This window comes from Microbacterium sp. 3J1 (assembly GCF_001049495.1).
Classification (GTDB): domain Bacteria; phylum Actinomycetota; class Actinomycetes; order Actinomycetales; family Microbacteriaceae; genus Microbacterium.
Window position 1 is genome coordinate 516,079 of sequence record NZ_CDWI01000011.1, and the last position, 18,089, is coordinate 534,167.

Annotated in this window: 16 protein-coding genes; 7 read left to right on the forward strand and 9 right to left on the reverse strand. The window is 70.6% G+C overall.

Annotated features, from left to right (window positions below; genetic code table 11):
* Nucleotides 1–82 precede the first annotated feature (82 nt).
* Nucleotides 83–1,381 carry an O-antigen ligase family protein gene (locus BN2660_RS11415; protein WP_091231854.1) on the reverse strand — a complete coding sequence of 433 codons (1,299 nt, stop codon included), beginning with the start codon at nucleotides 1,379–1,381 and terminating at the stop codon, nucleotides 83–85.
* Entirely contained in the window at nucleotides 1,378–2,793 is a 1,416-nt protein-coding gene (locus BN2660_RS11420) for an O-antigen ligase family protein (protein WP_091231857.1), read from the reverse strand. The genes BN2660_RS11415 and BN2660_RS11420 overlap by 4 nt, the downstream gene beginning before the upstream one ends.
* 79 nt (nucleotides 2,794–2,872) lie before the next feature.
* On the opposite strand from BN2660_RS11420, the gene manA reads away from it, so the two are divergent.
* The 4 genes from manA (at nucleotide 2,873) to BN2660_RS11440 (ending at nucleotide 9,027) form a co-directional block, all read left to right on the forward strand.
* Nucleotides 2,873–4,009 (forward strand): mannose-6-phosphate isomerase, class I, encoded by a 1,137-nt coding sequence (gene manA / locus BN2660_RS11425; protein WP_091231860.1) that lies wholly within the window; start codon nucleotides 2,873–2,875, stop codon nucleotides 4,007–4,009.
* 196 nt (nucleotides 4,010–4,205) lie between these two features.
* The gene (locus tag BN2660_RS11430) at nucleotides 4,206–4,523 is read left to right on the forward strand and encodes a WhiB family transcriptional regulator (RefSeq protein ID WP_067117393.1); all 318 of its coding nucleotides are present in this window, start codon (nucleotides 4,206–4,208) and stop codon (nucleotides 4,521–4,523) included.
* A 77-nt stretch (nucleotides 4,524–4,600) separates the two neighbouring features.
* Nucleotides 4,601–7,648: a glycosyltransferase gene (locus tag BN2660_RS11435; RefSeq protein WP_091231863.1), complete on the forward strand. Its 3,048-nt coding sequence runs from the start codon at nucleotides 4,601–4,603 to the stop codon at nucleotides 7,646–7,648.
* Nucleotides 7,645–9,027 carry a DUF5719 family protein gene (locus BN2660_RS11440; RefSeq protein ID WP_091231866.1) on the forward strand — a complete coding sequence of 461 codons (1,383 nt, stop codon included), beginning with the start codon at nucleotides 7,645–7,647 and terminating at the stop codon, nucleotides 9,025–9,027. The genes BN2660_RS11435 and BN2660_RS11440 overlap by 4 nt, the downstream gene beginning before the upstream one ends.
* 22 nt (nucleotides 9,028–9,049) lie before the next feature.
* Here BN2660_RS11440 and BN2660_RS11445 read toward each other — a convergent pair whose 3' ends face one another.
* Nucleotides 9,050–9,391, reverse strand: a complete 342-nt coding sequence (locus BN2660_RS11445) for a metallopeptidase family protein (RefSeq protein ID WP_091231870.1) — start codon at nucleotides 9,389–9,391, stop codon at nucleotides 9,050–9,052.
* 163 nt (nucleotides 9,392–9,554) lie between these two features.
* Between BN2660_RS11445 and BN2660_RS11450 the strand changes: the two genes are divergently transcribed.
* Nucleotides 9,555–9,761 (forward strand): DUF3499 family protein, encoded by a 207-nt coding sequence (locus BN2660_RS11450; RefSeq protein ID WP_091233611.1) that lies wholly within the window; start codon nucleotides 9,555–9,557, stop codon nucleotides 9,759–9,761.
* A gap of 48 nt (nucleotides 9,762–9,809) precedes the next feature.
* On the opposite strand, the gene BN2660_RS11455 is transcribed toward BN2660_RS11450, so the two are convergent.
* On the reverse strand, nucleotides 9,810–10,619 hold the full coding sequence (locus BN2660_RS11455) for an RDD family protein (RefSeq protein ID WP_091231873.1): 810 nt from the start codon (nucleotides 10,617–10,619) through the stop codon (nucleotides 9,810–9,812).
* A gap of 16 nt (nucleotides 10,620–10,635) precedes the next feature.
* Between BN2660_RS11455 and BN2660_RS11460 the strand changes: the two genes are divergently transcribed.
* The gene (locus tag BN2660_RS11460; RefSeq protein ID WP_091231876.1) at nucleotides 10,636–11,628 is read left to right on the forward strand and encodes a stage II sporulation protein M; all 993 of its coding nucleotides are present in this window, start codon (nucleotides 10,636–10,638) and stop codon (nucleotides 11,626–11,628) included.
* Between the two features lie 67 nt (nucleotides 11,629–11,695).
* Here the strand turns inward: BN2660_RS11460 and BN2660_RS11465 are convergent, their stop codons facing one another.
* The 5 genes from BN2660_RS11465 to BN2660_RS11485 form a co-directional block, all read right to left on the reverse strand.
* A complete protein-coding gene (locus BN2660_RS11465) occupies nucleotides 11,696–13,003 on the reverse strand; it encodes a DUF58 domain-containing protein (protein ID WP_091231879.1) in 1,308 nt (435 codons plus the stop codon).
* Nucleotides 13,004–13,927, reverse strand: coding sequence for an AAA family ATPase (locus BN2660_RS11470; protein WP_255305182.1), 924 nt, complete (start codon nucleotides 13,925–13,927; stop codon nucleotides 13,004–13,006).
* A 102-nt stretch (nucleotides 13,928–14,029) separates the two neighbouring features.
* Complete coding sequence (locus BN2660_RS11475; RefSeq protein ID WP_091231886.1) at nucleotides 14,030–15,280, reverse strand: DUF4350 domain-containing protein; 1,251 nt, start codon at nucleotides 15,278–15,280, stop codon at nucleotides 14,030–14,032.
* Nucleotides 15,277–15,918, reverse strand: a complete 642-nt coding sequence (locus tag BN2660_RS11480; RefSeq protein WP_091231889.1) for a DUF4129 domain-containing protein — start codon at nucleotides 15,916–15,918, stop codon at nucleotides 15,277–15,279. Before BN2660_RS11480 ends, BN2660_RS11475 begins: the two co-directional genes overlap by 4 nt.
* Complete coding sequence (locus BN2660_RS11485; protein ID WP_255305136.1) at nucleotides 15,915–17,306, reverse strand: glycerophosphoryl diester phosphodiesterase membrane domain-containing protein; 1,392 nt, start codon at nucleotides 17,304–17,306, stop codon at nucleotides 15,915–15,917. Before BN2660_RS11485 ends, BN2660_RS11480 begins: the two co-directional genes overlap by 4 nt.
* Before the next feature lie 96 nt (nucleotides 17,307–17,402).
* On the opposite strand from BN2660_RS11485, the gene mtrA reads away from it, so the two are divergent.
* Complete coding sequence (mtrA, locus tag BN2660_RS11490) at nucleotides 17,403–18,083, forward strand: MtrAB system response regulator MtrA (RefSeq protein WP_091231892.1); 681 nt, start codon at nucleotides 17,403–17,405, stop codon at nucleotides 18,081–18,083.
* Nucleotides 18,084–18,089 lie beyond the last annotated feature (6 nt).

The following is an 18,089-nucleotide window of genomic DNA, read 5'->3' on the forward strand; positions in this document are numbered from 1 at the left end:
AGCTGGGGGCCCCGCGGGTCGCCGCGAGCAGATCCCAGCCTACCTGCCCGAACTCGGAATCCCCCGAGGGCGGGCGTGAGCCTCAGTGTTCCGATCGCAGAGTGGGGATCGCTCCGGTGTGCGCCGCGTCGATCTTCTCCCGCCACGACCGGGACTGCCCGGCCCGCAGCGCGCAGAGCACGAGCAGGAACCAGCCGGCGTCGACGAGCGTGAAGCTCTCGAACATCGAGTCGACGGCGAGGGTCACCAGCATCAGGGGCGTCCACGCGTAGACGACCGAACGGCGCACGCTGGCGACCAGCCACGACCGCACCAGGGCGATGCCGCCCAGGAGCAGGAACAGCACGAGTCCCGCTGCGCCCAGCTGCAGCAGCACATCGAAGTAGGCGTTCAGCGCGCTCTGATGACGATCGTCGAGCTGGAAGTTGATGTAGGTGAACGGGTACTCGCCGCGCGCCCATGAGCCGAACCAGCCCCAGCCCTCGATCGGCTTCAGCGCCACGAAGTCGAGGATGGTGTTCCAGAGCGTCGCCCTGATGGAGAAGTCGGATCCGGCGTTCATGAGGGCGATGATCGGATGCCGGAGGGCGAATGCCGCAGCGAGGGCGAGGGTCACCAGGACGCCGAGTACCCACTGGACGAACGTGCGCCGCTCCGGAGGGGCGTGGCGCACGATCGTGAGAGCGGCCACGGCGACGGCGACGGCGGCGGCGAGGACGAGCACCGTGGGCGATGCCGAGAGGACGGCGAGCAGGGCCGCGAGCGCCATGGACGGCACGGCGATCGGCGCCGTCACGGACTGCGACCGCCATTCGATGAAGAACGTGATCAGTGCGATCACGGCGATGAAGCCGAGCATGTTGCGGCTGCCGAAGATGCCCTGGACCGGTCCGCCCGCAGCGAGGTCGCCCTGGATGCCGAGGAACACGAACGGCACGTCGAGCAGGACGCCGGAGAGGATCTCGAGCCCGAGCGAGAGGGCGAGCAGGCCGCGGAGCGTGTCGCCGAGTGCGCGGACGGTCTGGAGGGTGTCGCGGATGTGGCCGACGGTGATCGCGAGGAACGCGTACCCGAGCAGCGAGAGCCAGGCGAGGAGCGAGTCGCTCCGATCGGTCGTCCAGGCGACGCTCACGAGCGCCCACGCGAGGAAGGCCAGCAGCGACGACGGGGCTATGCGCAGCAGCGACAGCTCTTCGCGCCTGACCCACAGGATGCCGGCTCCCAGCACGCAGAGTGCGGAGATGACCGTCGCGAGGGTGACCTGCGAGGCCATCCTCTCGATCGTGAACGAGCCGAACACCGCGGTCAGGACCGCGATCGTGAACGCGCGGGCGAACTCGGCCGATCCGAGGAGGCGGGCCAGACGACGTCGCGGCGTCACGGAACCCGCCGTGTTCTCTCTCCGCGCTCGATCACTCGCTCGCGCTCGCCGACGCCCACGAGAGGAACGGCCTTGATCTTGAACGAGAGCACGACCAGCAGCATCCACCCCCACAGCATGATCGGCGTCGACTCCGTGAAGCCCTGCACGAGCAGGACGATCGTGAAGAGGCTCGGCAGCAGGGTGAGCGGCGAGTACGGGCGGGTGGAGTCCAGGTCCCAGCGAGGACGGTCGATCGCGAAGAACCACGACCGCCAGAGAAGGCTGAGGTACGCCAGACCGACCAGCAGGAGGCCGAGCACCCCGAGCTGCATCAGGACGTCGAGCCACATGTTGTGCGCGTGGAAGACGGTGATGCCGTGGTCCTCGATCCACCCGGCGAAGGCGGGGTCGAACGGCACCCACGGGCTCGAGAACCCGTTGCCGAAGAGCGGATGCTCCGCTGCGCGGTCGAGCACCTTCTCCCAGATCTTGTCGGAGCGGCCCGTGAGGTCGGAGCTGCGGCCGAGGAGGGCGAGGAGCGGCTTCTGCAGCAGCCACACGGCGGCGGTGAGGACGACGGCCCCTCCGATGACGACGACGTACAGCCTGGTCCGCCCGCCGGGGGTGGTGGTGCGCCGCATGAGAAGTGCGACGACGAGCACGACTCCGGCGGCGGCGGCGCATGCGTAGGCGGTCGCGGAGCCGGCGCGGAGCAGGAAGAACGCGGCGAGGAGCCCCCACAGCGCGAGGGTGGTGCGCCAGCGGGCACGGGCTGCATAGAGCACGCCGAAGGTGATGATCGCGAAGAGGCTGATGATGGCGAGCAGATTCGAGTTGCCGACGATGCCCTGGATGCGGTCGCCGTCGAAGAGATTCCCGCGCACCCAGTACCAGTGCGGGTCGATCTCGCCCTCAGGGCGGTCGAAGAAGTTCGGCAGGATCGGGCCGTGCACCACCAGCGCGACCCAGAGTTCGAGAACGAGCGACAGCCCCAGGATCCACTTGAACGCCGACGCCAGCGCGCGGACGATCTCGTGCCAGGTGAGCACATGCACGATGAACAGCGCGTTGACGGTCACCGTCGCGAGCAGGACCCAGGTGATCAGGGTCGCCCCGCGCCACTGCGACCAGGCGACGGACACGAGCGCGAGGACCGTGTATGCGATCGCCGCCCAGGGGAGTCGTCGCCAGGCGAAAGGCTGCGGCCTGTTCCGCGCCAGCAGAGGCACGCCGATGGCCACCGTGGCGAGAAGGAACACCACGAGGGCGATCACCGCGCCGACCTCGCCCACGAGGTTGTAGACCGCTGAGTGCGCGAACGTCGTGAACAGCACGAGGATGATGTAGCCGCGCAGCAGGAGATGCCCCGTCGACTCGCGCTCGGGTGCGCTCGGCGGGGCCGCCACGGGATGCTTCGTGTACTGGGCCATCGCGTTCAGGCTACCGCGCACGACCGGCGGCGCAGCTGAGGGCGCGTGTCGGGCGGACGGCTGCCTCTACGCTGGTGGCATGCTGCTCAGCCTCTCGAACGCGCCCCGTGACTACGCCTGGGGCTCGCTGACCCTGCTCGCCGATCTCGAGGGTCGCGGTCCGTCGACCGCACCCGAGGCGGAGGTCTGGTTCGGGGACCACCCCGGCGACCCCGCCGACGTCGAGGGCGGGGGCACGCTCGACGAGGTGACGGGCGGCTCGCTGCCCTACCTCCTCAAGCTGCTCGCGGCGGCGTCGCCGCTGTCGATCCAGGTCCATCCCACTCTCGAGCAGGCACGCGAGGGCTGGGCGAGAGAAGCCGGGCTCGACCCCGCCGATCCCGCCCGCAACTATCGCGACGACAACCACAAGCCTGAGCTGATCGTCGCGCTGAGCGATCGATTCGAGTCGCTCAGCGGTCTGCGTCCGGTGCCGGACACCCTGCGTCTCCTGCAGACGCTCGGCGAGGGCGAGGGTGTGGCAGCGCTCGCCGCCAGGCTGGGTGCCGCCGGCGATGCGCTGCGCGACACGATCGGGTGGCTTCTGTCCGGTGAGGCGCAGGCAGAGGTCGATCAGGTGATCGCATCCGTGCTCCGAGCGGCTCGCACGGACGTGGGGGAGTGGACGACGACGATCAGAGGCGTCGCCTCGATCGCCGAGGCGTACCCGGGCGACCCCGGCGTCGCAGTCGCCCTGCTGATGAATCATGTCGTGCTGCGTCGCGGCGAGGGGATCTTCCTGCGCGCCGGACTACTGCACGCGTACGTCTCCGGTCTCGGCGTCGAGATCATGGCTGCGAGTGACAACGTGCTGCGGGGCGGACTCACGCCCAAGCGCATCGACGTGCCGGAGCTCCTGTCGATCCTCGACACCACCGCGGGGGAGGTTCCCGTGCTCCGCCCCGCCGATGACGGCGTGGTCACCACCTACCCGGTACCGGTCGTCGATTTCGCTCTGGGCCGCGTGACGCTCGGGAGCACCGACGTCGTGGTGCCTGTCGCCGGCCCGACGATGGTGCTCGCGACGGCGGGCGATGTGCGGGTGAGCGGAGCCGACGGCGAGGCGCGCCAGGTCCGTGTCGGTTCCGCCGTGTTCGCGTCGGCTGACGAGACCTCGCTGACGCTGAGCGGTGCCGGGGAGGCCTTCGTGGCCTCACCGGGCTCTGTTCGCGCGTGATCCGACCGGGTTCCGGGAACACGGAGCCCCGTCCGGTCGGTCTCCGGGTCACGACGCGACACGCCGTGCAGAGTTCAAGAACCTTCAAGACTTGCTTGAGGGTTTACGATCTGCGACTTGACCGAATCGAATGACACGGGTGTAATTAGTGGTGCACGGCCCGCCGAGGGGGCGGAACAATGGGTTGGAGATCGAGATGACGGGTTACCGTTCGGACGTACCGGAGAACTGGTTCGTCGATCCGATCAACCTCGGTGTCCCCGGGGTGCGGAAGATCGAGGCCGACGACGACAACGCCCTCGCCTGGCAGGCTGATGCGCTGTGCGCGCAGACCGACCCCGAGGCCTTCTTCCCCGAGAAGGGCGGGTCGACCCGCGACGCGAAGCGGATCTGCACCTCATGCGACGTGCGCGGCGAGTGCCTCGAGTACGCACTGAACAACGACGAGCGCTTCGGCATCTGGGGCGGTCTGTCCGAGCGCGAGCGTCGCAAGCTCAAGCGACAGGCCAGCTGACCCGCGACATCCGCTTGGGGGCCACGCCGCGGCCACTGCTCGGGCGTCCGGCATACCGCGCTTAGGCTTGCCACGTCATGCCAGCCCGAGTTCATGCCATCATCGTGGCCCGCCCCGGTTCGTCCGCCCGCGCGCAGCTGCTCCGCACACTGGACGCCCTGCGATCCCAGACCGCTCCTCCCTCCGCCATCACTCTCGTGATGTGCGGCGACGCACGGACCGCTCGGGAGAGCGAGACCGTCGCGAGCATGGTCGAAGGAATCATCGAGGCGCGAGGCGGCACCTCGTACGCCGACGCCGTGGAGCTGGCCAGGCCCCGCGTCGCCGACGGCAGCGCGGTGTGGCTGCTGGCGCACGACACGGCTCCGCACCCCCGTGCTCTGGAGCGGCTCATCGGCACACTGGAACGCTCACCGTCTGCGGCGATCGTCGCACCCAAGCTGGTACACACCGACAACGACCGCGAGATCGTCTCGCTCGGCGTCAGCATGACCACGCTCGGCCGCTCGGTCGAACTCGCCTCGGGCGAGCTCGACCAGGGACAGCACGACGGGCGGGACGACGCGCTGGGCGCGGACGTCCGGGGAATGCTCATCCGCGGCGAGGTCCGTGACGCACTGCGCGTCGACCCCGCGCTCGCCGGAGCGGACGAGGGACTCGATCTCGGCGTCCGCGCACGCCTCGGCGGTGGTCGAGTCGTCCTCGTCCCGTCCGCCCGGATCTCGGTATCGCCCGACGGGCCGGCAGCGCTGCCGACCGGCCGCGGTCGTCGTGCCTACGCCGTCAGGGTCGCCCAGCTGCACCGCCGGCTGGCCTACGCGCCGGCGTTCGCCGTGCCGCTGCACTGGCTGACTCTGCTCCCACTCGCTCTGTGGCGGTCGATCACGCACCTCATCGGCAAGCGCCCCGAGGAGGTCATCCCCGAATGGGCTGCCGCGCTGACGGCGATGGTGCGATTCGGAGCCATCGCGAGGTCTCGACAGCGCATCCGCGCCTTCCGCACGTCGAGCTGGTCCAGCATCGCGCCCCTGCGCGTGAGCAGGTACGACCTGCGGCGACGGCTGGACGACGGCCACGGCAGCGAGGGGCATGCGGTGAGCGAGCTCCGCTTCTTCTCGGGAGGCGGGGCCTGGGCGGTCCTGGCGGCACTGGTCGTCAGCGTGGCGACGTTCACGACGCTGCTCGCCTGGCCCGTGCTGGGCGGCGGCGCCCTGCTCCCGCTCCGCACGACGGTCGCGGCCCTCTGGGAGGACGCATTGTGGGGGCTGCGGGGTCTGGGAGTCGACGTCATCGGTCCGGCAGACCCGTTCGCCGCCGTGCTCGCGGTCCTCGGTTCCCTCTGGCCGGCCGGGCCGTCTTTCGCTCTCGTCCTGCTGTGGATCCTCGCACTCCCGCTCGCCGTGCTCGGCGGGTGGTTCGCGGCCACACGGGTGACCGATCGCGCCGGACTCCGCATCCTCGCGGGCATCGTCTGGGCCTTGGCGCCGACGTTCCTCACCGCCCTCATCGACGGCCGTCCCGCCGGAGTGCTCGCGCACCTGCTGCTGCCGTGGCTGTTCCACACCGCGGTCGTGGCGCATCGGTCCTGGGGCGCGGCGGGCGCGGCATCCATCCTCTTCGCGGGCGTCGTCGCCTGCGCACCCTCGCTGATCCCGGCTCTCGTCCTTCTCTGGGTCGTCGCGCTCGGCATCACGCTCGGCGGTGGGCGCTTCCGCGGTGCCGTACGTCTGCTCTGGGTCCTCGTTCCGGCCGCCGCACTGTTCGCGCCGCTCGTCGTCTGGCAGCTCCGTCACGGCAGTCTGATCGCGGTGCTCGCGGATCCCGGCCTCATCTGGGCGGGACCCCAGGCCTCGGCCGACGCAGCGGGGCGTCTCGCACTCGCGTCCGGTTTCCCGACCACCGACTTCGCCGGCTGGGCGACCGTGGTCGGGGCAGAGCTCGCTCCCTGGGCGGGCGTCCTGCTCGCACCTCTCGCGCTCCTCGCGCTCCTGTCCGCCGTCGCCCCCCGGTGGCGAGCCGGGATCACGCTCCTCGTCGTCGCCCTCAGCGGCCTCGCCACCGCTTTTCTCGCGGTCGGGATCACCGTGTCGTTCGCGCAGGGCGTGCCGGTGCCGATCTGGCCGGGGGCGGGCCTCAGCCTCGCGTGGATCGGCATCACGGGCGCCGCTCTGGTTACGCTCGACACGGCCCTCACCATGCCGCGCATCCGGCTCGTCAGCGCCGCAGTCGCCGGGCTCGCCGTCTCGGTGTGCGCAGTCCCCGCCCTCGCCGCCTTCCACACCGATCGAACGGTCCTGCAGGACGGTCCCGCGTCGTCGCTTCCCGCCTATGTCGCCGCGCAGGCCGTCGACGATCGGCCGGTGGGCACGCTCGTGCTCACGCCGCAGGACGACGGCGGCCTGGCGGCAGAGGTCGCCTGGGGCGCGAGCGAGACTCTCAGCGCTCAGTCGACGATGCTCAGCACGGCGACCGAACCCCAGGGCACCGACATCACGACCCTCGCCGTCGACCTGCTCTCGGCCCGGGACTTCGACGGTGCCGCGGAACTCGGAGAGGTCGGAATCGGCTACGTGCTCCTTGCCGAGCTGTCGGACGACGGATCCGACCGCGCGCGCACTCTGCACACGGCGGCCGTGACGTCGCTCGATCAGCGCCCCGGGTTCGTCCAGGCCGGATCGACCGATCGTGGCGTGCTGTACCGGCTGGAGGCGGAGGCGCAACCGCGCGGCGCTCTGTCTGCGGGCCAGCACGCGACGGCGCGTCTGGTCGTCACGGTGCAGCTCGTGCTGATGATCGCGGCGCTGCTGCTGTCGATCCCCACGCGGGCATCCCGCAGAGCCGCCAGAGCGAAGTCACGCATCGTCGGGCGAGCCCCTGACGAGCCGCTCGTGCTTCCTCGGCACACGGAGGACCTGGAGGACGACCATCCTCACGCGGTTCCCGCAGGTGCCGCAGAGCTGGATGAGTCTTCCCCGGACCCGCTGCCCGAGGCCGAGCCCGAGCCGGAGCTCGACCCACAGCGCGACCCCGAGTTCGAGCCCGCATCGGGCGAGGTGTCCGCCTCGGACCTCGATGCGGACGGCGCCGACATGCGGCCCGCAGACACTTCGGAGGACAAGCGATGAACGGCACCCGAGCATTCCGCGTCGCTGCGACGAGCGCCCGCGTCCTCACCGGCGCCGTCGTCGCAGCCGCCTGCGTGGTCGGTGTGATCGTCGCCGTCGGGGCTCCCTGGCCCACGATCGCACATGAGCCGGCGCAGGCGGAGGTGACCCCTCTTCCCGGCGACACCGTACTGGTGTGCAACGGAGACCTCAGGGCGATCGGGCGCACGACGTCGCGGCCTCTCGAGATGGTCTCAGCCGCTTCTCCGCGCGTGACGGTCGACGGGACGAGCGGCGCCCCCGAGTCGACCCCTCTCGCCGTCGAAGACCTCGTCGACGGCGGTGATGTACAGCGCCTCACCGGCGTCGTCGAAGGACGCACGGCGCCCGAACTGGCAGCGACGGAATCGGTCTCCATCGCCGCTCCCGACCTGTTCGGATTCGCCTCCGCCCCGTGCCGTCCGGCGAGTACCGAGTCCTGGCTGGTCGGCGGCACGGTCGCGACGGGGACCGAGGACCTCGTCGTACTCACGAACCCGGGAGCCGTGCCCTCCACGGTGACTCTCGAGGTCTTCGGATCCGTGCGGGGATCGAGATCGGTGATCGTGCCCGCCGAGACGCAGCTCGCCCTTCCGCTCACGTCGATGGCCACGGGGGCCGGGATCCCCGTCGTCAAGGTGACGGCGACTGGTTCTCCCGTGCGGGCGGTGCTGCAGTCGTCGCTGACGCGCACCCTCGACCCTGCGGGCGTCGATCTGCAGGACGCCGTCGCCGCACCGCAGAAGCGACCGGTGATCGCCGGTGTGCAGATGTTCGAGAGCGAGGGAGACAACGCCGAGATGACCGTCCTCCGGATGCTCGCGCCCGAGGCCGACACCCAGGCATCGGTCACCGTGCGTGAGGTGGGCGAGACGACTGCGGCCGACGAGTTCTCGGTGCCGCTCATCGCCGGCCAGCCTCAGGAGCTGTCGCTGTCTTCTCTGTCACCGGGCACCTACAGCGTGCACATCGATGCTGAGGCTCCCGTTCTCGCCGCGGTGAGGGTGCAGGACGGTGCGGGACCGCAGACGGACTTCACCTGGATCACCCCTGCCCCCGAGCTCGAAGAGCAGGTGCTGGTGGCCGTACCCGACGGGCCCGCCGCGGAGTTGATGATCGTCAACGACGGCGACGAGGAGGCGACCGTCCGCATCGAGACCGTCGACGGCGGCGAGCCGCAGGAGCTGACGGTCTCCGCACAGTCGTCCGCATCCGTCGAGGTGACGGACCGCACGGTCTACTCGGTGAGCGCATCGTCGCCGGTGCACGCGGCAGTGACGATGACCGCCGCGGGGGCGCTCGCGGCTTGGCCGGTCTGGCCGGCGGCCGGCGCGCAGCAGAGCATCACCGTCTACCCCTGAGTCAGGGGTGCGGCCGGCGCGGTCAGTGGTCGTGGCCGCCGAAGTCCCACGGCTCGCGGCCGACGTACTCCGCCGCTGCACGGAAGACCGCGCTCTCGATCGCCATCTTCCGGTGGGCGCCGTCGTCGTGACCAGGAGGCAGAAGGCGCTCGATCGGCAGGCGGAACAGGACGATGCGGCGGTTCTCCCGGTCGAGATACCAGCGCGGCACCTCCACCGAGGCGTCGAACGCGGGCATCGCGCCGATCTCGAACCGCACGTCCTCCAGCTCGGGCCAGGTCCCTCGCAGGAACTCCACCGCGGTGCCGACGGTCAGATCGAATCGGTCGATCCTCCCGTCGAGCGGAGCGAGAGGAGGCCGCACGACCTCGCTGCGGCCCAGGCGTCCGTGCCGACCGTGGCGAGCCCCGCGACGGGGCGCGGCGGAGGCACGGGAGCGACGAGGCATAGCGAAAGTCTACGACGTGGGTCGCCGCGAGCGGCGCGGCCTCCGGCACATCCGCCGCGGCGGTCGTAGCCTGGCGGAGATGGACGGAAGACTCTGCTCGAAGGTCGGCTGCGCGCGAGAAGCGGTGGCGACGCTCACCTACGACTACGGCGACCAGATGGCGGCCCTCGGCCCGCTCGGCATCGCCCACCACCCCAACGCCCACGACCTGTGCTCTCCGCACGCTGATCGGCTGTCGGTTCCCGCAGGCTGGCTCGTCGTGCGGCACGAGGCGCTGCGCGCCTGACGTCGGACTCCCGGTCACGCCCCGCACGAGGCTGACGGTGTCGCGTCGTCAGACGCCGACGTGCCGGCCGCTGAGCTTCTCGGCGCGACGATCGGCGATCTGCAGCGCTCGACGCTCGCGCTCCCGACGCAGCACGGTGATGCCGACGAGCACCAGCTCCGGCGGTGCGGACGGCATGGGCGATACGAAGGGCGCGGCCTCGGTCAGGAGGTCCTGCGCGACGCGGGCGCGCGCGGCGGGGATCATGCGGGGAGCGCTCTGCAGGAACTGGGAGATGCGCCGAGCCAGGCGGTCGGGGAGACGTGCCACATCGGCGATCTGCGCCCAGCCTGCGAGCGTCGGGGGGAGGACCGGCGCGGAGGCGACCAGTCTCGGCGTGCGCACGCGTTGGCTGTAGGTGCCGGCGACCATGTCGCCGAGTCGCTGCGAGCGCGCGCTGAACGCGCCCGCCAGGACGGCCACGCTGCCGAGGGTCATGTAGATCTCGAGCACGCCCAGGAGGGCGCGGATGAAGGCGTGACGGAAGCCGGTCGCGCCTCCGTCGAGGCGCACGATGCGTCCGCCGACCGCCAGCTTGCCCAGGCTGCGCCCCTTGAGGAGCATCTCGACCGTGATCGGCAGGACGACGAAGCTGATGACGAGCGACGAGACCAGTGCGATCCGGTCGGTCGTCTCATCCAGGACGCCGATGTCGGACAGCCAGACGCGCAGGAGGATCGTGAGGAGGAAGACGCCGAGGCTCAGCAGCATGTCGATGATGGCCCCGGCCGCCCGCAGCACGAAGCCGATCGGCTGGACGTCGATCGCGACCGCCTCGCCGGAGAGGACCTCGTCGGACGTATCGAGCGGGGCAGACATGAGTACAGTAAATCAGGTGGATGCCGATGCGCTGACTGATGCACGCCGAGCCGAGTGGGAGCGGCTCGAAGAGCTCAGTCATGCACGACTGGACGGCGCGGGCGTCGATGAGCTCATCGTCCGCTACCGCGCGGCATCCGCCGATCTCGCGGATCTGAAGACCTCCGTCGGAGAGTCGCCGCAGGGCTCCTACCTCTCGACGATCCTGGTGCGCGCGCGTCTGCGCCTCACCGGGGCTTCGGACAGCATCCTCACCCAGACGGCCCGGTTCTTCTCGCAGCAGCTGCCGGCCGCGCTGTATCGCCTCCGCTGGACGACGCTGGTCATCGCCCTCTGCTTCGTAGCGGTCGCCGTCGGGACGGCGGCGTGGATCTCGTCCGACCCCGCGCTGATCGCGACTCTCGGTCCGCCGGACCTCCTCGAGCAGTATGCCGACGAGAGCTTCACCGGGTACTACACCGAGAATCCCGCTGCGGTGTTCATGGGGATGGTGTGGACCAACAACGCGTGGATCGCGCTGCAGTGCGTGCTGTTCGGGATCACCGGCATCTGGCCGATCAACGCACTGGTGCAGAACGCCATGGGCCTCGGGGTCTCCGGGGCGGTCATGGCCGCGCACGACAAGGCCGACATCATGGTCCTGTACATCCTCCCGCACGGGATGCTCGAGATGACCTGCATCTTCGTCGCGGCTGCGGGCGGCCTGCATCTGTTCTGGTCGTGGGTCGCGCCCGGGCACCGCTCTCGGGGAGAATCGCTGGCGACAGAGGGTCGTGCCCTCGCCACGGTCGCGATCGGCCTCGTGTTCGCGCTTCTCCTCGCCGGTCTCGTGGAGGGCTTCGTGACGGGCTGGGCGCTCCCGTGGCCGATCAAGATCGGGATCGGCGCCGCCGCGCTCGCGGTGTTCCTCATCTACATGCTCGTCATCGGCGGGCGCGCCCACCGCCGGGGCGAGACCGGCGACCTCCTGGAGTACGAGGCGGGGACGCCGCGCCTGGTCGCAGGCTGACGCCCGCTCGACCCCACCCGACTGCCCGGTTGGTCAGAGGGCCAGATCGCCCGGTGCGACCGCGGCTTCAGAGGCGTCCGGCGGCCTTGAGCTCGAGATATCGATCCGCGATCCGTGGCGGCAGGGACTCCGGGTCGGCGGCGATAGCCTCCCCGCCCGCGCGGCGGATGGCATCAGCGACGTTCTCCGCATCGCGCATCGTGCGCTCCGCAGCAGCGGCGAGGTAGACCTCCTCGCGAGAACCACGCCGCCGGGCGAGATCGGCGATCCCGTCGTCCGTGACGGATCCCACCAGGATGGAGGTCGCTCTGGATGCATCGGGGAACGCGCCGAGGAACCCTCGCGCCGACTCGGCGGCGTCCTGAGCGGTCAGCACGACGATCAACGAGGGCCGGGTGGTCAGGGTACGCACCGCGGCGAAGGCACCCGCCCAGTCGGTGTCGACGAGTCGTGCATGCACCGGAGCCATCGCATCCGTCAGCGCCGGCAGCAGCGCCGTTCCCTCGACACCCGTCACCCTGGCCCGCACGACGCGGTCGAACATCAGCAGGTGCACGTGGTCGCCGGCGCGGGCCGCGAGCGCGGCGAGCAGCAGAGAGGCCTCGAGCGCTGCGTCGACCCTCGTCCCGTCGCCGACGCGGGCCGCGGCGGTCCGCCCGGTGTCGATGACGATCACGACGTGACGGTCGCGCTCGGGTCGCCAGGTGCGCAGCATGGTGGTGCCGGCGCGCGCCGTCGCCCGCCAGTCGATCGAACGCACGTCATCGCCGCGCACGTACTCCCGCAGCGAATCGAACTCGGTGCCCTGTCCTCGCACCTGGATGCTCGTGTTGCCGTCGAGCTCCCGCAGCCGGGCGAGCCTCGAGGGGAGATGCTTGCGCGACGAGAAGGCGGGGAGCACGCGGATCGCACCGCGAACCCGATGCGTCGCCTGACGGCCGGCGACCCCGAGCGGGCCCCGCGAGCGGATGACGACGAACTCGCTCACGAGCTCGCCGCGGCGGCGCGGCAGCAGCGGCATCGAGACGCGCCGACGCTCGCCGGCGGGGACGGTGAGCTGCTGGCGCTCGGAGCCTGCGCCGGCCGTGGGCTGCCAGGCGTCACGGATCGTCGCGTGGAGGGTCCGGCGTCCGTGGTTGTGCAGGGCGACGCTCACCGTCGCGGTCTCTCCGAGACGTGCACGGGCGGGGACGCGTCGGGTGACGGTCACCGCGCGGGGGCTCGGAGCCAGCACGGCGTCGAGGATCACGAGCGCCGCGCACAGACCCGCCCAGATTGCGAGCACGGCGTACGCCGGGAAGCCCGCGAGTCCGGCGAGGACGAGCGGGACGACGCCGACGGCGACGGCGAGGGCGAGGCGACCGGTGACGAACACCTAGATCGGGACCCGGGTCTGCTGGACGACCGACGTGAGCACGGCGTCCGCCGAGACGCCCTCCATCTGCGCGTCGGGCCGCAGCTGCAGACGGTGCCGCCAGACCGGCACGAGCATGGTCTGGACGTGGTCGGGGGTCACGGCGGAGGAGGCGTTCAACCAGGCCCACGCCTTGGCTGCGGCGAGCAGGCCGGTCGACGCGCGTGGGCTCGCCCCGAGCTCCACCGAGGGGGACTGCCTGGTGGCTCGCGCGAGGTCCACGACGTAGCCGAGCACATCGTCGGTGACCTCGACGTTCGACGCGGCTGCTTGGGCCGCGCGGATCTCGTCGGCGCTCACCACCGCCTCGACGCCGGTGAGCTCGCGCGGCGAGAAGCCGGACGCATGCTTGCGCAGCACGGTCACCTCGGCGTCGCGCTCGGGCATGCCGACGACGAGCTTCATGAGGAACCGGTCCAGCTGGGCTTCGGGGAGCGAGTACGTGCCCTCGTGCTCGATCGGGTTCTGGGTGGCGGCGACGAGGAAGGGATCGGGCAGCGGTCGGCTGACGCCGTCGGCCGAGACCTGACGCTCCTCCATCGCCTCGAGCAGCGCCGCCTGCGTCTTGGGAGGGGTGCGGTTGATCTCGTCGGCGAGCAGGATGTTCGTGAACACCGGACCCGCACGGAAGTCGAACTCGCCCGTGCGCGCGTCGTAGACGAGCGAACCGGTGACGTCACCCGGCATGAGGTCGGGCGTGAACTGCACGCGCTTCGTGTCGAGACCGAGAGCCCGCGCGAACGAGCGCACGACCAGCGTCTTCGCGACCCCGGGGACGCCCTCGAGCAGGACGTGGCCTCGAGCCAGAAGCGACACCAGCAGTCCGGTCACCGTTCCCGCCTGCCCGACGACGGCCTTGTCTACCTCGGTCCGCACCCGGTGCATGGCCTGACGCAGCTCGGCGTCGGTGGAGTTCTCAACAGTCACGTGGTGTCCTCGGCTTCGATGGTGATGGGTGGACAGGGACAGGGGCGGGGGCAGGGCGGTTCACTCCGGCTTCCCCAGTTCTCCGGTGGATCGCTCGACCGCGCCCTCGAGGTCGTCGAGCCGACGCGCGAGCTCGACGAGCGACGCGTCGTCCGAGGGAAGCCGGCCTCCGAGCAGCTCGTGAAGTGCGCCGCGTGGAACCCGCAGCCTGTCGGAGGCGGCATCGGCGACCTCTTCGGGCTTCGCCGTCGCTGCGAGCCCGAGACGACGAGCGAGGCGGCGCCGGCTGCCGTCGCGGATCGCCTCGGCGGCGTGGGGCGCGTCGGCGGCTTTCGCGGTGAGTCGGGCCCTGCCGTGCATGGTCTCGGAGGCGCGGACGGTCACGGGAAGCGTCTCGGCCACGAGCGGGCCGAATCGCTGGCCTCGCCACACGGCGGCGGCGATCCCCGCGAGGATCAGGAGCAGGATCGCGGGCGTCACCCATCCAGGAGTGAGCGAGCCGAGCGTGTCCGGCGTCTGCGCCTCGATGTCGGTGTCGGCGAAGCTGGGCACGTACCAGACCACTCGCTCCGTCTGCCCGAGCAGGGCGATCCCGAGCGCGGCATTGCCGTCCTCCGCGAGGTAGGCGTTGCTCAGCAGCCGCGCGCCTTCGACCACGATGCGCGTCGTTCCGTCGCGCTCGTCGATCAGCACGGCCGCGGCGTCGGACGTGTCGGAGCCGAAGCATCCCTCCACGTCGTCGGCGGGAGCGAAGAGACGGTCGGGTCGGATCTCGCCGACCGTGGAGAACTCACGGGACTCGCAGCCGGCCGTGACCGGAGCCGAGTCCGGTGACGCGTTGTCGCCGATCTCGAGGACGTTGAGCAGGTGGGTGCCGGAGGAGAGGAACACGACCCGCTGCGCCGGCTCCAGGAGGTCGAGGAGGCCCTCGTCGGTGAGGGTGTACGGGTTCGCCATGACCAGCGTGCTGTCTTCGTCGACGGCGGCCCTCGCCTCGGTGCGAGACCGGACCACCTGGATCTCCACTCCCTGGTCGGCGAGGATCCCGGCGAGGGCCCCGGCACCCGAGTCGCCGACGCTCTCGGGGTCGAGGGACCCGCGTTGCGCGGGCATCTGCACGCTGACCTGGATCGCGATGTAGACGCCGACGAGGACCAGCACCACGAGAACGGCCCAGCCTCCGAGCGACCGCAGTCTTCTCCCACGCGGAAGGCGCTCTGCGGTGGTGGTGGTGCGGGTGGTGCCGGTGGTTGCGGCCCCCGTGGTTCCGGTGGTGGCGGACGAGGATGCGCGTTCGCCGAGCACCGTCATGCCGTCACCGCTTCCGGGCGAGCCGCGACGAAACGGTCGTCGGTCGCGGCCAGCTCCGCGTAGCGCTCAGCGGTGGCGGGGTGCCTCAGGTAGCGCACATCGTCGAAGGAGGCGGCGGCGCTGCGGACGGCCGAGGCCTCGGTCGGCAGCACGTGCGACACCTCGCGCGCGATCGCCTGTGCTGTGGCGCCGGGGGAGGGGTCGATGAGGTCGCGCTCGAGAAGGCCGCGGGCGAGGGCGCGGAAGCGCAGGATGGTGGCCTCGTCCCAGTCGCCGGCCCGAGCGCTGCGTTCGGCGTCCGCTCGCAGCTGGGCGGCAGTGCGGTCGTCCGTCGCGCCGAGGAGGTCGGTACGTCGCCCGGACACCGCACGCGACCGTCGGGGGCGCCCCCAGATGATCAGCGCTGCGACGAGCGCCGCGAAGACGACGACGCACACCACGATCAGGGCGGAAGGTCCGACGTTCGCACCGTTCTCAGGACTGAAAAGGTCAGCGAGGAAGCGCCCGATGTCGCGCGCCAGCAGATCGAACCACGTCGGCTTCGCGTCGGCATAGCGCGGGTTCGAGAGCTCGACCTCGGCCCACTCGCGCGCCTCGTCCCCGTCCGGGATGAGGACTTCGTCGAACCGACGGATCATGCCGACCCTTCGCCGCCGGATCCCGGGGCCGTCCAGAGGGGAGGAGCAGGTGCAGGTGCAGGGGCAGGCGCGGGCCTCGGCGGCGCAGACGCGAACGGGGGTGGCTGCACCGGTTCGGGCTGCATGGGGGCGGGCGGCGCCGGGTACTGCTGCACGGGGTTCGCCTGCACCGGATACTGCTGCGGCTGGTACTGCGGCGGCTGGTACTGCTGCGGCTGGTACTGCGCAGCGGGATACTGCTGCCCGGCGTACGGCTGAGAGGGGTCGTACCCGACCGTCATCGTCGTCCACTCCGGTGCCTGCTTGGGGGGCGGAGCGCTCGTCACCGCGCGCGCGGGATCGACAGTGAACGGGTCGCCGAGCTGTTCGTCCGTCCACCCGAGATCACGCCGCTCGACGTGGCTGATGAGCGCCTGGTCGAGGCCCTCGTAGCGCATCCGGCTGTCGAGGTAGACGAGGGTTCCCGCCGTGCTCTGCACGACCAGGGTGATGGCCTGCAGCACGAGAAGCAGAATCTGCGGAGCGAGCAGCGCGAAGACGAAACCCATGATCGCGGACGTGTCCATCGATCCCGTCGGAGCGATGACGCCGCCGAGCATCGAGCTGAGCAGCGTCACCGGCAGGCTGACCAGCTGCATCGCGACGCCCATGATGGCGCCGATGAGGAACGTGACGCCCCAGGCGATCCAGAAACGTCCGCGCGTCAGACGCCACGACCGCACCAGTGCATCTCGCAGCTTCGCGCGTTCGAGCACGAGGATCGACGGCACGAGGAGCAGCTTCGTGGTCAGCCACACCATCAGCGGGATCGTCGCGAGCAGGACCAGGAAGACGAGGATCACGATGCCGCCGATCCCCTCGGCGGAGCCCCCGAGACCCCCGGCGACGAACCCGGCGATGATCAGGAACAGGATGACGATCACGCCGAAGATGAAGATCACCGAGAGCGATGCGAAAGCGGCGAGACGCCAGAACGACGGGACCATTCGTCGCCACAGCGTCCCGAGCGTCGCCTTGACCCCGACGGCCGCGTACCCGATCTCCGCTGCGACGACGCCCTGCATCAGGGCGGTGAAGGCGATCGAGGCGAGCCCCACCGCGAGCCCCGCGACGATGTTCATGGCGATGGTGCCGGCGAACACGGCCTCGAAGTCCGAGGAGGCCGGGGAGAGGGACTCCAGACGGGTGAACGTGGTGACGAAGACGAAGCCCATGACGGTCGCGCTCAGCACGACCACCGCGAGCTGGATCACGACGCCGAAGCCGAACAGCACCTTCGGATTGTGGCGCAGGGCCGAGAAGGAGCGCCCCAACAGCATCCCGAAGGTCAGCGGATGCAGCGGGATGATGCCCCTCTTCGGGGCGGGGGTCCACGTCTGGCCGGTCACCGGCACTCCCTCCGTCGTGCGCTCCCATCGTGTCACAACACTCGGGCGATTCGCAGACATGGGGGCGGTGGTACTGAGTGCCATAAGGTAACAGTTATGACCTCACGCATTCTTGTGGTCGACGACGACACCGCGCTCGCCGAGATGATCGGCATCGTGCTGCGCACTGAGGGCTTCGAGCCGGTGTTCTGCGCAGACGGTGCGCGTGCTGTCGAGGAGTGGCGCACCCTGCGTCCCGACCTGGTGCTGCTCGACCTCATGCTGCCCGGCATGGACGGGATCGAGATCTGCACCCGCATCCGAGCGGAGTCGGGGGTCCCCATCATCATGCTCACGGCGAGGAGCGACACGGCCGACGTGGTCCGCGGACTCGAGGTCGGCGCCGACGACTACATCGTCAAGCCGTTCAACCCGAAGGAGCTGGTGGCGCGCATCCGCACCCGCCTGCGTCCCACGCCGCAGACGGTGGGAGAGCAGCTCCGCGTCGGCGACCTCACGGTCGACGTCGACGCGCACGAGGTGCGCCGGGGTACGGCCCCGATCGCCCTGACACCGCTGGAGTTCCAGCTGCTCGTCGCTCTCGCATCGAAGCCCCAGCAGGTCTTCTCCCGCGAGATGCTGCTCGAGCAGGTGTGGGGGTACCACTACAAGGCCGACACTCGCCTCGTGAACGTGCACGTGCAGCGGCTGAGGGCGAAGGTGGAACTCGATCCCGACAACCCGAAGATCGTGATGACCGTCCGCGGCGTCGGCTACCGCGCCGGGAGTGCGGGCTAGAGGCAG

What these genes read in the sequence shown, in the direction of transcription:
- BN2660_RS11420 (WP_091231857.1), bottom strand. Translation starts at nt 2,793, where the DNA reads ATGGCCCAGTACACGAAGCATCCCGTGGCGGCCCCGCCGAGCGCACCC.
- manA (WP_091231860.1), top strand. Translation starts at nt 2,873, where the DNA reads ATGCTGCTCAGCCTCTCGAACGCGCCCCGTGACTACGCCTGGGGCTCG.
- BN2660_RS11430 (WP_067117393.1), top strand. Translation starts at nt 4,206, where the DNA reads ATGACGGGTTACCGTTCGGACGTACCGGAGAACTGGTTCGTCGATCCG.
- BN2660_RS11435 (WP_091231863.1), top strand. Translation starts at nt 4,601, where the DNA reads ATGCCAGCCCGAGTTCATGCCATCATCGTGGCCCGCCCCGGTTCGTCC.
- BN2660_RS11440 (WP_091231866.1), top strand. Translation starts at nt 7,645, where the DNA reads ATGAACGGCACCCGAGCATTCCGCGTCGCTGCGACGAGCGCCCGCGTC.
- BN2660_RS11450 (WP_091233611.1), top strand. Translation starts at nt 9,555, where the DNA reads ATGGACGGAAGACTCTGCTCGAAGGTCGGCTGCGCGCGAGAAGCGGTG.
- BN2660_RS11455 (WP_091231873.1), bottom strand. Translation starts at nt 10,619, where the DNA reads ATGTCTGCCCCGCTCGATACGTCCGACGAGGTCCTCTCCGGCGAGGCG.
- BN2660_RS11470 (WP_255305182.1), bottom strand. Translation starts at nt 13,927, where the DNA reads ATGCACCGGGTGCGGACCGAGGTAGACAAGGCCGTCGTCGGGCAGGCG.
- BN2660_RS11475 (WP_091231886.1), bottom strand. Translation starts at nt 15,280, where the DNA reads ATGACGGTGCTCGGCGAACGCGCATCCTCGTCCGCCACCACCGGAACC.
- BN2660_RS11480 (WP_091231889.1), bottom strand. Translation starts at nt 15,918, where the DNA reads ATGATCCGTCGGTTCGACGAAGTCCTCATCCCGGACGGGGACGAGGCG.
- mtrA (WP_091231892.1), top strand. Translation starts at nt 17,403, where the DNA reads ATGACCTCACGCATTCTTGTGGTCGACGACGACACCGCGCTCGCCGAG.